Annotated in this window: 16 protein-coding genes; 12 read left to right on the top strand and 4 right to left on the bottom strand. The window is 65.0% G+C overall.

Annotated features, from left to right (window positions below):
- Positions 1-85: 85 nt before the first annotated feature.
- The 9 genes from NR187_RS01455 to NR187_RS01415 all read left to right on the top strand — a co-directional run bounded on the left by NR187_RS01455 (position 86) and on the right by NR187_RS01415 (position 7507).
- Positions 86-940, top strand: a complete 855-nt coding sequence (locus tag NR187_RS01455) for a transporter substrate-binding domain-containing protein (RefSeq protein ID WP_211381895.1) — start codon at positions 86-88, stop codon at positions 938-940.
- Between the two features lie 174 nt (positions 941-1114).
- On the top strand, positions 1115-1777 hold the full coding sequence (locus NR187_RS01450; protein ID WP_211381894.1) for an amino acid ABC transporter permease: 663 nt from the start codon (positions 1115-1117) through the stop codon (positions 1775-1777).
- Complete coding sequence (locus NR187_RS01445; protein WP_211381893.1) at positions 1774-2568, top strand: amino acid ABC transporter ATP-binding protein; 795 nt, start codon at positions 1774-1776, stop codon at positions 2566-2568. Before NR187_RS01450 ends, NR187_RS01445 begins: the two co-directional genes overlap by 4 nt.
- On the top strand, positions 2568-3323 hold the full coding sequence (locus tag NR187_RS01440; protein ID WP_211381892.1) for an SDR family NAD(P)-dependent oxidoreductase: 756 nt from the start codon (positions 2568-2570) through the stop codon (positions 3321-3323). The genes NR187_RS01445 and NR187_RS01440 overlap by 1 nt, the downstream gene beginning before the upstream one ends.
- Positions 3320-4447, top strand: coding sequence for a muconate cycloisomerase family protein (locus NR187_RS01435; protein WP_256805561.1), 1128 nt, complete (start codon positions 3320-3322; stop codon positions 4445-4447). The genes NR187_RS01440 and NR187_RS01435 overlap by 4 nt, the downstream gene beginning before the upstream one ends.
- 152 nt (positions 4448-4599) lie before the next feature.
- Positions 4600-5019 (top strand): HIT domain-containing protein, encoded by a 420-nt coding sequence (locus tag NR187_RS01430; protein ID WP_211381890.1) that lies wholly within the window; start codon positions 4600-4602, stop codon positions 5017-5019.
- A gap of 10 nt (positions 5020-5029) precedes the next feature.
- Complete coding sequence (nudC, locus tag NR187_RS01425; protein ID WP_256805560.1) at positions 5030-5968, top strand: NAD(+) diphosphatase; 939 nt, start codon at positions 5030-5032, stop codon at positions 5966-5968.
- An 8-nt stretch (positions 5969-5976) separates the two neighbouring features.
- Positions 5977-6927 carry a sugar kinase gene (locus NR187_RS01420; protein ID WP_256805559.1) on the top strand — a complete coding sequence of 317 codons (951 nt, stop codon included), beginning with the start codon at positions 5977-5979 and terminating at the stop codon, positions 6925-6927.
- Positions 6928-6997: 70 nt separating this feature from the next.
- Positions 6998-7507 (top strand): Lrp/AsnC family transcriptional regulator, encoded by a 510-nt coding sequence (locus NR187_RS01415; RefSeq protein WP_166068044.1) that lies wholly within the window; start codon positions 6998-7000, stop codon positions 7505-7507.
- Between the two features lie 3 nt (positions 7508-7510).
- Here NR187_RS01415 and NR187_RS01410 read toward each other — a convergent pair whose 3' ends face one another.
- Both NR187_RS01410 and NR187_RS01405 read right to left on the bottom strand, forming a co-directional pair.
- On the bottom strand, positions 7511-8860 hold the full coding sequence (locus NR187_RS01410) for a cell wall metabolism sensor histidine kinase WalK (RefSeq protein WP_256805558.1): 1350 nt from the start codon (positions 8858-8860) through the stop codon (positions 7511-7513).
- Positions 8860-9582: a response regulator gene (locus NR187_RS01405; protein ID WP_256805557.1), complete on the bottom strand. Its 723-nt coding sequence runs from the start codon at positions 9580-9582 to the stop codon at positions 8860-8862. The genes NR187_RS01410 and NR187_RS01405 overlap by 1 nt, the downstream gene beginning before the upstream one ends.
- A 187-nt stretch (positions 9583-9769) precedes the next feature.
- Here NR187_RS01405 and NR187_RS01400 point away from each other — a divergent pair, with 187 nt between their 5' ends.
- The 3 genes from NR187_RS01400 to NR187_RS01390 all read left to right on the top strand — a co-directional run bounded on the left by NR187_RS01400 (position 9770) and on the right by NR187_RS01390 (position 11240).
- Positions 9770-9991, top strand: coding sequence for a hypothetical protein (locus NR187_RS01400; protein ID WP_211381885.1), 222 nt, complete (start codon positions 9770-9772; stop codon positions 9989-9991).
- Positions 9992-10067: 76 nt separating this feature from the next.
- Positions 10068-10391, top strand: coding sequence for a cysteine rich repeat-containing protein (locus tag NR187_RS01395; protein WP_211381884.1), 324 nt, complete (start codon positions 10068-10070; stop codon positions 10389-10391).
- A gap of 9 nt (positions 10392-10400) precedes the next feature.
- Positions 10401-11240, top strand: a complete 840-nt coding sequence (locus NR187_RS01390; protein WP_256805556.1) for a sterol desaturase family protein — start codon at positions 10401-10403, stop codon at positions 11238-11240.
- A 14-nt stretch (positions 11241-11254) separates the two neighbouring features.
- Here NR187_RS01390 and NR187_RS01385 read toward each other — a convergent pair whose 3' ends face one another.
- Both NR187_RS01385 and NR187_RS01380 read right to left on the bottom strand, forming a co-directional pair.
- A complete protein-coding gene (locus NR187_RS01385) occupies positions 11255-12754 on the bottom strand; it encodes a phosphomannomutase/phosphoglucomutase (RefSeq protein WP_256805555.1) in 1500 nt (499 codons plus the stop codon).
- A 188-nt stretch (positions 12755-12942) separates the two neighbouring features.
- Positions 12943-13455: a TIGR02281 family clan AA aspartic protease gene (locus NR187_RS01380; protein WP_256805554.1), complete on the bottom strand. Its 513-nt coding sequence runs from the start codon at positions 13453-13455 to the stop codon at positions 12943-12945.
- Between the last annotated feature and the right edge of the window lie 24 nt (positions 13456-13479).

Below are 13479 nucleotides of genomic sequence, written 5' to 3'. Positions count from 1 at the left end.
CCGACAGGCTGTGCTTTCGCTGCCAAGGCTGCCTTGGTATGAACGCAGCCGGAACCCCATCCAACCAGAAAAGCGATTGATCCCAATGGTTACACGTCGTGATGTTGCATCGATTGTCGGGCTTGGCGCCATTGGCGCGGTGACCGCGGGCGCGCTGGCGTCGCCTGCCGTTGCCCAGGCGGCCGATCCCAACGAATCGACCTTCGCCCGCATCCGCCGCACCAAGAAGATGCGGATCGGCGCCGTCGGCGGCGGCGCGCCCTATTACATGAAGGATCTCGCCAGCGGCCAGTGGAAGGGTTTCTACATCGACATCGCCAAGGGGCTCGCCGACGACATGGAGGCCGAGCTCGAGATCACCGAGACCACTTGGGGCAATTCGGTGCTGGACCTGCAGTCCAACAAGATCGACATCTTCTTCGGCCTGAACCCGACCCCGAAACGCGCGCTGGTGATCGACTTCTCGGTGCCGGTCTTCAACAACGCCTTCGGCATCCTCTGCAAGAAGGACTTCAAGCCGAAGAGCTGGGCCGAGCTGAACTCGCCCGACGTCAAGATCGCCGTCGACCAGGGCTCCTCGCACGACCAGGTCGTCAGCCGCCTGACGCCGAAGGCGCAGATCTCGCGGCTGAAGACCGCGGACGACGCCACCGCAGCTCTGCAGACCGGGCGCGTCGACGCCCAGTGCCTGATCACCATGCTGTCGCTGACCGTGCTGAAGAAGAACCCCTCGCTCGGCCAGTTCGTGCTGCCGACGCCGATCTTCGCCACCACGTCGAACGCCGGCTTCCGCCGCGAGACCGACAAGACCTGGCGCGATTACGTCAATACCTGGATCGACTTCAACAAGGGCCTCGGCTTCATTCGCAATGCGATCATCACCAACATGGAGCTGGTGGGCGTGACCGAGGCGGACATTCCGCCTGGCGTTTCATTGTAAGCGATGAGATCAGGGCTTGCTCGTTCCGCCCCTCTCCCGCTTGCGGGAGAGGGGCGGGGTGAGGGTGTCTCCGCAATCGAGAACCCCTGTGGGAAGAGAGCCCTCACCCGCACCGCATCTTCGATGCGATGCGACCTCTCCCGCAAGCGGGAGAGGTGAAGCAAGAAAGAACACATGTATCAGTGGGACTTCGGCATCCTCTGGAGCTATCGCTGGCTCTTTCTCAACGGGCTCGGCGTCACCGTCGGCTTCACCGTGGTCATCGTCATACTCGGGGTCGTCTTCGGCCTGTTCGGGGCGTTCGGCAGCCTGTCGCGCTTCAAGGCGGTGCGCATGCTCGCGCTCACCTTCATCGAGGCATTCCGCTGCACGCCCATCCTGGTGCAGCTGATCTGGTTCTACTACGCGCTGCCGATCCTCGCCGGCGTCGAGATGACGCCGATCACGGCTTCGGCGCTGGCGCTCTCGCTCTATGGCGGTTCGTTCTATTCGGAGATCATCCGCGGCGGCATCATCTCGATCGACCGCGGCCAGTCGGAGGCCGGCGCCGCGCTCGGCATGACCCCTGGCCAAAGCATGCGGCGCATCGTGCTGCCGCAGGCGATCAAGCGGATGATTCCGGCCCTGATGAATCAGTCGATCATCCAGTTCAAGAACACCTCGCTGGTTTCGGTGCTGGCGGTGCCTGACCTCGTCTACCAGAGCCAGGTCGCCGCCCATGACAGCTACCGGCCTCTGGAAACCTACACCGCGGTCGCCGTCGCCTATGCGGCGATCCTGATTCCCCTGACCATCCTCGTCCGGCGAGGCGAGAAGCGACTGGCGGTCAGCGAATGAGCGAGACGTCAAAGATCGAGATCCGCGGCTTGCGCAAGAGCTTCGGCAGCAACGAGGTCTTGAAGAACATCAATCTCGACGTCGCCAAGGGCGGCGTCGTGGCGCTGATCGGCCCCTCCGGCTCGGGCAAATCGACGCTGCTCCGCTGCATCAATCTGCTGGTCGCGCCCGACGGCGGCAGCGTCCGCGTCGGCGACACGCGCTTTGCATTCGGTGACGGCACGAAGCTGCCCGACGTGAAGACGCTGGCAAAATTCCGCGCCACCACCGGCATGGTGTTCCAGCATTTCAACCTGTTCCCGCACATGACGACGCTCCAGAACGTGATGGAAGGGCCGGTCACGGTGCGGCGCATGACCAGGGCGGATGCCGAAAGGCTCGCACGTGCGCAGCTCGCCAAGGTCGGGCTCGCGGAAAAGGCCGACCAATACCCGGCGACGCTGTCCGGCGGACAGAAGCAGCGTGTCGCGATCGCGCGGGCGCTGGCGATGGAGCCGGACGTGATGCTGTTCGACGAAGCCACCTCGGCACTCGACCCTGAGCTCGTCGGCGAAGTGCTCGCTGTCATCCAGCAGCTGGCGTCGGAGGGTATGACCATGGTGATCGTGACCCACGAAATCGCCTTCGCCCGCGAGGTCGCCGACCGCCTCATCTTCATGCGCGACGGCGTCGTGGTCGAGGAAGGCCCGGCGCGTCAGGTGATCGACAATCCGCAGGAAGCCGCAACGCGGGCGTTCCTCAGCCATTTCCACCGCACCGGCGCATTGCCGCCGGCCAACGCAACACCGTGATGCCCAACATCGATCGTGCCTATCTCGTCACCGGTGCCGCCAGCGGCATCGGCCGCGCCACCGCAAAGCTGCTGGCGGCGCCCGGCACTGCGCTGCTGCTGCACACGCGCTCGAACGCAGAGGGACTCGACGCCACTACGGCGGAGGCCGAAGCGCTAGGCGCTGTGGTGGCAAAATGCCTCGGCGATCTCGCCGAAGAGGCCGCGGCGACTGATGCCATCGCCGCCGCGCAAACGGCCTTCGGCCGGCTTGATGGATTGATTCTGGTCGGCGGCCACGCCCGTCGCGGCAGTGCGATCGGCACGTCCGCGGATCAGTTCCGCCAAGCGATGGACGAATCCGCACTGGCATTCACGCGGTTGGTCGACGCCGCGCTGCCGTTGCTGCGTGCAGGGCGTGACGCGCGGATCGTGGCGGTGTCATCCTTCGTGGCACATGCGATCCGCCCCGAATTCGCGCCTTTCGCGGCGACGGCCGCGAGCCGCTCCGCGCTCGAAGCTCTGGTGCGGTTGACCGCGGTCGAGCTCGCGAGTGAGGGTATCTCCGTCAATGCGGTCGCACCGGGTCTCATCGTCAAGGACAAGCCGAGCGAGAGCCGGCTGTCGCCCGAACAGATCGCAGCGACCGAGGCGCTGATCCCGATGCGCCGCCGCGGGCGGCCGGACGAGGTGGCCGAAATCATCGCCTTCCTCGCATCGCCAAAAGCATCCTACGTCACCGGCCAAGTCTGGCACGTCAATGGAGGCCTGACATGACAGAAGTAACCGTCGCACGTCTCAGGCTGTTCCTGATCGAGAGCCCGATCAAGATGGCGCGCCTCCAGGGCGTCGGCAACGTCAAGGGCACGGTAAAGCGCGTGCTGATCGAGCTCACGGCCAGCGACGGCGTGATCGGCTGGGGCGAAGCGGCGCCGTGGGAGGTGTTCACGGGAACACCGGAAGCCGCGTTCTCCGCGCTCGACATTTATTTGCGCCCGATCGTGCTCGGCAAACCCGTGCGCCGTATCCGCGCGCTGCTGGCCGAACTCGACCGCGCGCTGGTCGGGCATGCCGAGGCCAAGGTCGCGATCGAGATGGCGCTGCTCGACATCGTCGGCAAGTCGTCCGGACTTTCAGTTGCCGACCTGCTCGGCGGCCGCGTGCGTGACACGATCCCGCTGTCGTTCTCGATCGCCGATCCCGATTTCGCTGCCGATCTGGAGCGGATGAGAAAAATGGTTCCGGATGGCAATGTCATCTACAAGGTCAAGACCGGCGTGAAGCCGCATCGCGAGGATCTCGACCATCTTGAGGCGATCCGAAAGGAGTTCGGCGACAAGGTCGATCTTCGCGTCGACTACAACCAGGCGCTCGCGCCGTTCGGTGCCATCAAGATTTTGCGAGATGTCGAAGAATTCGCGCCGACCTTCATCGAGCAGCCGGTGCCGCGCAAATATCTCGATGTCATGGCACAGCTCGCCGCGGCGCTGGAAACACCCGTGCTTGCCGACGAAAGCTGTTTTGATCGCCGCGACATGATGGAGGTGGTGCGCCGGGAGGCGGCCGATGCCGTCTCGATCAAGCTGATGAAGGCCGGCGGCCTGTTCGAGGCGCAGGCGATCATGGCCATCGCCGACATTGCCGGCCTGCCCGGCTATGGCGGCACGCTGTGGGAGGGCGGCATTGGGCTCGCCGCCGGCACGCAGCTGATTGCGGCAACGCCCGGCATCTCGCTGGGCTGCGAATTCTACATGCCGCATCACGTGCTCACGGAGGACGTGCTGGAAGAGCGCGTCGCCAATCGCGGCGGCCACGTCGTGGTGCCCGACGGCCCCGGCCTCGGCATCCGCGTCAGCGAGGCCTCGATCCGTGCCAATGCACGGGTGCTGGCGGAGGCGTAAAAGGCCGCCACTAATTCGCTGTCGTCCCGTCGAAGGCCAGGACGACAACGGTGCATGCGGCCCCTGCGGAGCCTCATCCTTCCCCAATCAAACTCGGTATCGTATGGTCGGGCCAAACAAGCCCGATCGCGTCGGGCAAGCTGGAAACCCATATGTCCGATCCCGCCTGGTCGCTCCACTCCCGCCTAAAAGAGGACACCATCGACATCGGCGACTTGCCGCTGTCGAAGGTGCTGGTCATCAAGGACGCGCATTATCCCTGGCTGCTGCTGGTGCCGCGGCGCGCGGACGCTGTCGAGATCATCGATCTCGACGAGGTGCAGCAGGCGCAGTTGATGACGGAGATCTCCCGCGTCTCGCGCGCGCTGAAGGAGATCACCAAATGCGACAAGCTCAACATCGCAGCGCTCGGCAACCTCGTGCCGCAGCTTCACGTCCACATCATCGCGCGCCGCACCAGTGACGCCGCCTGGCCGCGACCGGTCTGGGGTGTAATGCAGCCCTTGGCGCATGACGCCACCGAGGTGCAGAATTTCATCAGCGCGCTTCGCCGCAAGATCTGGTTGGGTTGAAAGAACAAGAATGTCAGCATTCGACTCGTTTCCGCTGGGACAGCCGGCCTTCGTCACCAACATCCTCGACCGCGCCGCGCATCTGCGCCGCGACGATGAAAAGCTGTTCGCGATGGAGCAGAAGCCCTCCTCGCGCGCCTACGTCGTCTACCGAGACTCGCTGCTGGTGAAGCGCGAGGGCGAAGGCGCGCGCGCGCTGCTGTCGATCGACGAGGCGCTGAAATGCGGCGCCAATCCCGGCACGGTCTTCCTGGGGCTGCGCGACGGCGCCGCGATGTTCGGGATGGGCCTGTCGCAGGCCGCCGCCGAGAAGCTGATCGGCCGCGACGATTACACCGTCACCGAGCTGCGTGGCATGGCGATGCAGGGCGCGATTCCGCCCGATGAGCTCTCGGCGATCGCAATGGCGAAGTCGATGGTGAGCTGGCACCAGCGCCACGGCTATTGCGCCAATTGCGGCACCCGCAGCGCGATGAAGGAAGGCGGCTGGAAGCGCGAATGTCCGAGCTGCAAGGCCGAGCATTTTCCACGCACCGATCCGGTCGTGATCATGCACGTTTCCTCCGGCGACAAATGCCTGCTCGGCCGTCAGAAGCAGTTTCCGCCCGGCATGTATTCCTGCCTTGCCGGCTTCGTCGAAGCCGCCGAGACAATCGAGGACGCGGTGCGTCGGGAAATCCTCGAGGAATCCGGGATCCGCTGCACCGACGTGCAATATTACATGACCCAGCCCTGGCCCTATCCGTCGTCGCTGATGATCGGTTGCAGCGCGCGGGCGCTGAACGAGGATGTCATCGTCGATCATTCCGAACTGGAGGATGCGCGCTGGTTCACGCGCGAGGAGGCCGCCCTGATGCTGAAACGGACGCATCCTGACGGACTCGCCGGCCCGCATCCGTTCGCCATCGCCCATCATTTGCTTGGCCGATGGGTGCACGACAAGAGCTGAGACCGCCGATGGCGCCACCTGAGACCGCGCCGCGCATCCTCTGCATCGGCATTCCCGTGCGCGACCTCACCTTTCGTGTCGAAGCCGTGCCCGCGCGTGGCAGCAAGGCGAATGCGACCCATCTCGCGGAGATCTGCGGCGGCAATGCCCTCAATGCCGCGATCGCAATCGCCCGGCTTGGTGGACGTGTCACGTTCACCGGGCCGATGGGCGATCCCGGCGAGACGTCGAGCAGCTTCATTCTCGAAAGGATGGCCGCCGAAGGTATCGAAACCGCGCATATCGTGCTCATGCCGCGGTTGACGACGCCGGTCTCGGCAATCTTGATTGACCCTTCCGGCGAGCGAACGCTCACCATCTTTCGCGATCCCGGTCTGTGGAGCGTGAAGCTGCCTGACGCCGACGTACTGCTGACCGACTGCACGGCGGTTCTGGTCGAAAGCCGCTGCGCCGCGTTCGCGACCTCCCTCTGCAACGAGGCGCGACGGCGCGGCATTCCGGTCATCGTCGGCGTCGACCGAGCGATGACACGGACTGACGACCTGCTCAGGGCGGCCTCGCATCTGCTGTTCGCCAGCGAACAGGTGCGGGAGACTGCCGGCGTCGCCGACGACGGCAAGGCCTTGAAGCGCCTGGCCGGGCTGACGCCGGCCTTCCTGGCCGCCACGCGCGGCCCGCGCGGCACGATCTGGCTGAACGAGGCGGGTGAGTTCGAAGAGACGCCGGCCTTTCCGGTCGAGGCCATCGACACGCTCGGCGCCGGCGACGTCTTCCATGGCGCCTTCACGCTTCGCCTTGCCGAAGGCGGCGACATGCGGGAGGCACTGCGATTCGCCGCGGCAGCGGCGGCGCTGAAATGCACCCGCCATGGCGGCGGTCTGGCCGCCCCGCAACGCACTGAAGTTGAAGGACTTTTGCAACCGCTTTCCGAACGCAAGCCCCTGGGACCACCGAGATAATAGACTTGATATAGAAGAATTTTCTCTATATGAGGAAAAGCAGCCGTCAAAATGGAACAAAGTTCTTCAAATGACTGATCTTGCTGTCCAGCTCCCCGAGACCAGCCGCCGCCTCGACGCCATCGACCGCAAGATTCTGATGGTGCTCCAGGACGATGCCTCCCTGTCCGTCGCCGAGATCGGCGATCGCGTCGGCCTGTCCTCGACCCCCTGCTGGAAGCGGATTCAGCGCCTGGAGGCCGACGGCGTCATCCTGAAGCGGGTGGCGCTGGTCGACCAGAACAAGATCGGGCTCGGCATCTCCGTGTTCGTCTCGGTCGAGAGCTCCGATCATTCCGACGCCTGGCTCAAGAAGTTCGCCGAGGCCGTCAGCGCGATGCCCGAGGTGATGGAGTTCTACCGCATGGCCGGCGACGTCGACTACATGCTGCGCGTCGTGGTCGCGGACATGCAGGCCTATGACGTGTTCTACAAGAAGCTGATCAGCGCCGTGCCGCTGAAGAACGTCACCTCGCGCTTTGCGATGGAAAAGATCAAGTCGGTCACCGCGCTGCCGATCCCGGCAGTGGTCGCCGCCTGACACTCACGCCGGTTGAAACACCGGCAGCGTGACGTTGACGCGCGTGCCCCCGCCCGGGGCCGCGCCGATCTCGATGGTTCCGCCATGGGCCTCGACCAGGCTGCGTACCACGGCCAGACCAAGCCCGGCGCCGCCGGTCGCGCGGTTGCGCGACTTCTCCAGCCGATGGAACGGCTCCAGCACGGTCTGTCGCTCGCTGGCGGGGATACCCGGCCCCTCGTCGTCGATCGACACCACAATCGCCCCATCCTTCAAGGCCGTCCGCACGTGCGCGACACGGCCGTAGGCGAGCGCGTTGTTGACGACATTGGCAAAGATCCGCCGCAGCGCCAGCCGGTCGCCGAGCACGACGCTCGTCTGCGCGCGCTCGTCCGAGACCAGATCGACCGCTGCGCCGTGGACACGCCGGTCGTGCACTTCCGCAGCAATCAAGGCGGCAAGCTCGATCATCTCCTGTGACAGACCTCCGGCGCCCGCACGCGTCGACAGCAGCGCGTCGTCGAGCAGGCGGATCATGTCGTCGATATCGGCAACCGCCCGCTGGCGCTCGGCATCATCGGGAATATGCTCGACCCGCAACCGCAATCTTGTTGCGAACGTCCTGACATCGTGGGCGATGCCGCCAACCAGTGTCATGCGCGCGCGCAGCATTTCAGCGAGCCGACCTTGCAAGCGGTTGAACGCGGCAATAACGGCACGGATCTCCGGCGCGCTGCGCTTTGCGTCCGGAAGCGGCGGTGGATCGGTCGACAGGTCGACGCGATCGACCGCCGCGGCGAGTTGCGCCAGCGGCCGCGTCTCGCGCTGCATCACGAGCAGCGCCAGCAGTGCCACAATCGATCCGAACAGGCCCGCGCCGAAGCCGACGGGCAACCCGAGCGGTGTGACCGGCAGACGGGTATAGGCATCGATGATCAGCATCTCGCCGCTGCGCAGGCCGATACGGAACTCGATCGCATTGGCCATCAGCCGCGCGATCCGCGGAAACACCCGGCTCATGCGACGATCGGGCGGCGACACAATCTCGACCGGACGGCCCGCAAGGCCGGCCGCATAGGTCTCGCGCAATTGTTGTTGCTGTGGCGGCGTCTCGCCGCTGACCGGCACGGCCGACGGCACGATCCGCACCATGAATTGCGGAGACGACACCGCGTCGAGCACGGCCTGCCGCGTATCGGAGGTGGCGCGCTCGACGAGCGTCGCGAGCGCATCGAGTCGCGCTGGCGAGGGCCGTGTCAGCTCGTTCTCGTGGACCGTGGTCCGGTAGAAAATCGCCACCACGACCGTGACCACCACCGAAAATCCGATCAGTCCGATCAGGGCGAGCCGCGCGGCGAGCGTCACGCGCAGCATCACGACACCTGCTTGACGGTGGCAGTGAACAGATAGCCGCCGTTGCGTACCGTCGTGATCAGATTGGAGCCCGGACTTGCGCCGTCGAGCTTCTTGCGCAGCCGCGAGATCAGCATGTCCACGGTACGATCGAACGGCTCCGCCGAGCGTCCGCGAGTCCAGTCGAGGATCTGATCGCGAGTGAGCACGCGGCGCGGACGCTGCACGAAACAGCCGAGCAGGTCGAATTCCGCACTGGTCAGCTGCGGGGCCGCGGCGTCCGTCTCGATCATCTCGACGCTGCGTGCATCGAGATCGACCACGAAGCGGTCGAACGCAAAGCGGCGGATCAGGGGTTTTGCCGCCGTGCCGTTGGAACGACGAAGGATGGCGCGAATCCGCGCCAGCAATTCGCGCGGCCCGAACGGCTTTGCGAGATAGTCGTCCGCCCCCATCTCGAGGCCGACCACGCGGTCGATCTCCTCGCTCTTGGCCGTCAGCATCAGGATCGGAATCTGGTCGTCGGCACGCAGCCTGCGGCAGATCGACAGACCGTCCTCGCCGGGGAGCATCAAGTCGAGGATCACGAGATCTGGGCGTAGGCGCTGAAGCATCGCGTCCATGGCCTTGCTGTCGCCGACGCAAGCAACCTCGAACCCCTCGCGCCGCATGAAATCGGCGACGAGGCGGCTGATCTCGGGATCGTCCTCCACCATGAGGATCGTGGCCGGATGCGCGTTCATCGCCGCATTCTGGCTTACCGCGCGGCCCGCGCAAGGCTGCGGGCACCATTGTTACACAACGTTACACACGCCGGACAAAGCCATAACAAACGTTTCGCCCGGGCCACGCGGCGCTGACGCAGCATGCTCAGTCTCCTTGCATGGCTCCCGCTCACGGCAGCCCTCACACGTCAAGGAGACGACGACCATGACCAAACTAATTTTCTCCACCCTCGTCATCGGCGCGCTTTCGGTCGCGACAGCGGCGGACGCCAATGCCTGGACGCGGTCGGCGACGTCGAGCGGTCCCCGCGGCACGTCGAGTGTCACTGCGACGGGAAGCTGCGCCAACGGAAGCTGCTCGCGCAACGTCACCCGCACCGGCCCGGCCGGCAACACCTACACCCGCACCGGCACGGTCTCGCGCTGAGTCGCGGGCCGGGCCGTCGCCGCGTCCGCCCCACGCGGCGGCGGCCAATCCCACCAGATCAGAAAGGATGAACACAATGCCATCGGCTTTCCGTCTCCTTGCAGTCCCGCAGGCCGCGATCATCGTCGCCCTCGGTGTCGCGGCCTCGACTTCTGCGTTCGCCCAGAGCCAGCTGCAGACGCAGATCACGCCGCAAATGCGCAGCGAAGCTAGGGCCGTCATGCAGGCCTGCCGCGCCGACTATGACCGCCTGTGCAGCGACGTCACGCCGGGTGGCGGACGCATCCTCGCCTGCCTGCAATCCCATGCCGGCCAGCTCGCGGCGTCCTGCGCTCAGGCGATGCCACGCGCACAGGCGCTCCGGGACAGCGCCGTCAGCGCCGGCGTGGCGCCGAAATAGGAGGATGCCGTGGGCTACGCTTCACTCCTGCTCGATCCAACGCTCAGGCGCGTGATCCTGGCAACGGCGATCGGCCTGATGCTGCTTGAATACGGCATCGGCCGGCTCGCGCATCGCGAGACCCACGACTGGCGCGAAAGCATCGCGTCATTTGGCGTTGCGCTGGGACAGAACCTGCTGCGCGCCGTGGAAGCCGGCATTCTCGCCGTACCGTTTGCCTTCCTCTACGAGCACCGCCTGTTCGACTTCGCTCAAGCCGGCCCGCCCGCGCTCGCCGGATTGTTCATCGGCAGCGAGTTTCTCTACTATTGGCAGCACCGCGCCTCGCATCGCATTCGCTGGATGTGGGCGACGCATGCGGTGCATCACTCGACGACACGGCTGAACCTGACGGCGGCGATCCGGCTCGGCTGGACCGGCAACATTTCCGGCAACTTCCTCTTCTTCCTGCCGCTGGCGCTGATCGGCTTTCATCCCCTCGCGATCATCGCAATGCTGGGGATCAACCTGTTCTACCAGTTCTTCATCCACAGCGAATTCTTGCCAAGGCTCGGCGCGCTCGAATGGCTGCTCAACACGCCGAGCCATCATCGCGTGCATCATGCCTGCAACGAGCCGTGTCTCGACCGGAACTACGGGGGTATCCTGATCGTGTTCGACCGTCTGTTCGGAACATTTGCCGAGCGGCCGTCGGACCAGCCGCTCCGCTTCGGCCTGGTCGGCGGCACGCCGTCCTTCAATCCGGTCCGGATCGCGCTCGGCGAATGGATCGCGATGCTGGACGACGCCTGGAAGGCCCGCGGACCAGGGGCGAAGCTCCGCGCCCTGTTCGGCCCACCGGGGATCTGAGCGCTCGCAGGCGCTCAGATCTTCTGATTGTACTCGCCGACTTCGGGATGCGTACGCAGCACGCTGTTCACCATCTCGAACATGTCGTGCATGCGTTGCTCGGAGACCGGGCTCTCGACCACCACCACGAGCTCCGGCTTGTTGGAGGAGGCCCGCACCAGGCCCCAGCTTCCGTCCTCGACCGTGACGCGGACGCCGTTGACGGTGACGAGGTCGCGGATCGCCTGGCCGCCGATCTTGGCACCCTTGGCCTGCAAGCCCTCGAAGTGCTTCACGACCTGGTCGATGACACCGTATTTGACCTCGTCGGCGCAATGCGGCGACATGGTCGGCGACGACCAGGTCTTCGGCAGTGCGTCCTTGAGATCGGCCATCGATTTGCCGGGCGCGCGGTCGAGCATGTCGCAGATCGCGATCGCAGAGACCAGGCCGTCGTCATAGCCGCGGCCATACGGCTTGTTGAAGAAGAAGTGGCCGGACTTCTCGAAGCCCGCGAGCGCGCCCGCCTCGTGAGTGCGGCGCTTCATGTAGGAATGGCCGGTCTTCCAATAGGTGGTCTTCGCGCCCTGCTTCTGCAGCACCGGATCGGTGATGAACAGGCCGGTCGACTTCACGTCGACGATGAAATGCGCGTCCTTGTGGATCGCGGACATGTCGCGCGCCAGCATCACGCCGACCTTGTCGGCGAAGATCTCCTCGCCGGTGTTGTCGACGACGCCGCAGCGGTCGCCGTCACCGTCGAAGCCGAGACCGACATCGGCCTTGTGCTGCAGCACCGCGTCACGGATCGCGTGCAGCATCTCCATGTCTTCGGGATTGGGGTTGTATTTCGGGAAGGTATAGTCGAGCTCGGTGTCGAGCGGGATCACCTCGCAGCCGATCGCTTCCAGCACCTGCGGCGCGAACGCCCCGGCAGTGCCGTTGCCGCAGGCCGCGACCACCTTGAGCTTGCGCGTCAGCTTCGGACGGGTTGTGAGATCGGCGATGTAGCGCGCCGGATAGTTCTCGTGGAACTGGTAGGAGCCGCCGGCCTTGTTCCTGAAATCGGCATTGAGCACGATCTCCTTGAGCCGCGTCATCTCGTCCGGACCGAACGTCAGCGGACGGTTGGCGCCCATCTTCACGCCGGTCCAGCCATTGTCGTTGTGCGAGGCCGTGACCATGGCGCAGCAGGGCACGTCGAGGTCGAACTGCGCGAAATACGCCATCGGCGTGACCGCGAGGCCAATGTCGTGCACCTTGCAGCCCGCCGCCATCAGGCCGGAGATCAGCGCGTATTTGATCGATGCCGAATAGCCGCGGAAATCATGGCCGGTGACGATCTCCTGTTTGACCCCGAGTTCCGCAATCAGCGCGCCCAGCCCCATGCCGAGCGCCTGGATTCCCATCAGGTTGATTTCCTTTTGAAACAGCCAGCGCGCGTCGTACTCGCGAAAACCGGTCGCCTTCACCATGGGCTCGGATTCGAAGGCGTAGGTGTTGGGCAGCAATACGGATTTCGGCTTGGGGAACATTGAGACGGTCTCGCGAAAATGGCGGGAATTGATGCAGCCTTAGCGAATGCCAGGCCGCAGCGGAAGGCGGGAATGGCAGCTTATGGCTTATAATTGCGGCAGTTTGGTAACGGACAAAATCCGACCGTGAGCAGTCGAAATAGAGACGTTTCTTGAAATATACGGGCTCAGCGGCCTTTGGGAGATCGTTACTGCTCCAGCACCATCTGGCCGTTGGCGTACTCAAAGCGCTTGAGGCGGGACAGGAAGGAGAGGCCGAGCAGGTTTTCGGACAGCGCCTCGTCCGGCAACACCATGGCGTCGACGTCACGCACGACGAGGCCTCCGACGTCGAGCATGGCGATGCGGGTGCGGGCGGCCTTGATGGTGCCGTTGGCGGTGGAGACGGTGGCGTTGTACTCGCTGCGCGAGGGGCGCAGACCGAAGCGCGCTGCCGAGGTCTCGTTCAGCGCCACCACGGAGGCACCGGTGTCGACCATGAAGCCGATCCGCTGGCCCTCGATCCGGCCCTCGGCCTGGAAGTGGCCACGGCCATCGCGGGAAATGGCCAGGCTGCGGCCGCCTGTCGGCGCATTCGCCGCGACCGCAACCGTCGTGCGCGGCACCGAGGTGGCGGACGCGGAGCTCATCTTGTCCGCCATCTGCGCCATGAAGGTGCCGAGGCCGATCATGATCGCCGCGAGGATCATTATGTTACGCATCACACCACTTCCGAGCCCGAAAGC

This window comes from Bradyrhizobium sp. Bra64, from assembly GCF_024519875.1.
Classification (GTDB): domain Bacteria; phylum Pseudomonadota; class Alphaproteobacteria; order Rhizobiales; family Xanthobacteraceae; genus Bradyrhizobium; species Bradyrhizobium japonicum_G.
This window is presented reverse-complemented; position numbering and strand designations above follow the sequence as displayed.

Excerpts from the sequence above, each read along its gene's own strand:
- NR187_RS01455 (WP_211381895.1), top strand. The coding sequence starts at position 86 with ATGGTTACACGTCGTGATGTTGCATCGATTGTCGGGCTTGGCGCCATT.
- NR187_RS01450 (WP_211381894.1), top strand. The coding sequence starts at position 1,115 with ATGTATCAGTGGGACTTCGGCATCCTCTGGAGCTATCGCTGGCTCTTT.
- NR187_RS01445 (WP_211381893.1), top strand. The coding sequence starts at position 1,774 with ATGAGCGAGACGTCAAAGATCGAGATCCGCGGCTTGCGCAAGAGCTTC.
- NR187_RS01440 (WP_211381892.1), top strand. The coding sequence starts at position 2,568 with ATGCCCAACATCGATCGTGCCTATCTCGTCACCGGTGCCGCCAGCGGC.
- NR187_RS01435 (WP_256805561.1), top strand. The coding sequence starts at position 3,320 with ATGACAGAAGTAACCGTCGCACGTCTCAGGCTGTTCCTGATCGAGAGC.
- NR187_RS01430 (WP_211381890.1), top strand. The coding sequence starts at position 4,600 with ATGTCCGATCCCGCCTGGTCGCTCCACTCCCGCCTAAAAGAGGACACC.
- nudC (WP_256805560.1), top strand. The coding sequence starts at position 5,030 with ATGTCAGCATTCGACTCGTTTCCGCTGGGACAGCCGGCCTTCGTCACC.
- NR187_RS01420 (WP_256805559.1), top strand. The coding sequence starts at position 5,977 with ATGGCGCCACCTGAGACCGCGCCGCGCATCCTCTGCATCGGCATTCCC.
- NR187_RS01415 (WP_166068044.1), top strand. The coding sequence starts at position 6,998 with ATGACTGATCTTGCTGTCCAGCTCCCCGAGACCAGCCGCCGCCTCGAC.
- NR187_RS01410 (WP_256805558.1), bottom strand. The coding sequence starts at position 8,860 with ATGCTGCGCGTGACGCTCGCCGCGCGGCTCGCCCTGATCGGACTGATC.
- NR187_RS01405 (WP_256805557.1), bottom strand. The coding sequence starts at position 9,582 with ATGAACGCGCATCCGGCCACGATCCTCATGGTGGAGGACGATCCCGAG.
- NR187_RS01400 (WP_211381885.1), top strand. The coding sequence starts at position 9,770 with ATGACCAAACTAATTTTCTCCACCCTCGTCATCGGCGCGCTTTCGGTC.
- NR187_RS01395 (WP_211381884.1), top strand. The coding sequence starts at position 10,068 with ATGCCATCGGCTTTCCGTCTCCTTGCAGTCCCGCAGGCCGCGATCATC.
- NR187_RS01385 (WP_256805555.1), bottom strand. The coding sequence starts at position 12,754 with ATGTTCCCCAAGCCGAAATCCGTATTGCTGCCCAACACCTACGCCTTC.
- NR187_RS01380 (WP_256805554.1), bottom strand. The coding sequence starts at position 13,455 with ATGCGTAACATAATGATCCTCGCGGCGATCATGATCGGCCTCGGCACC.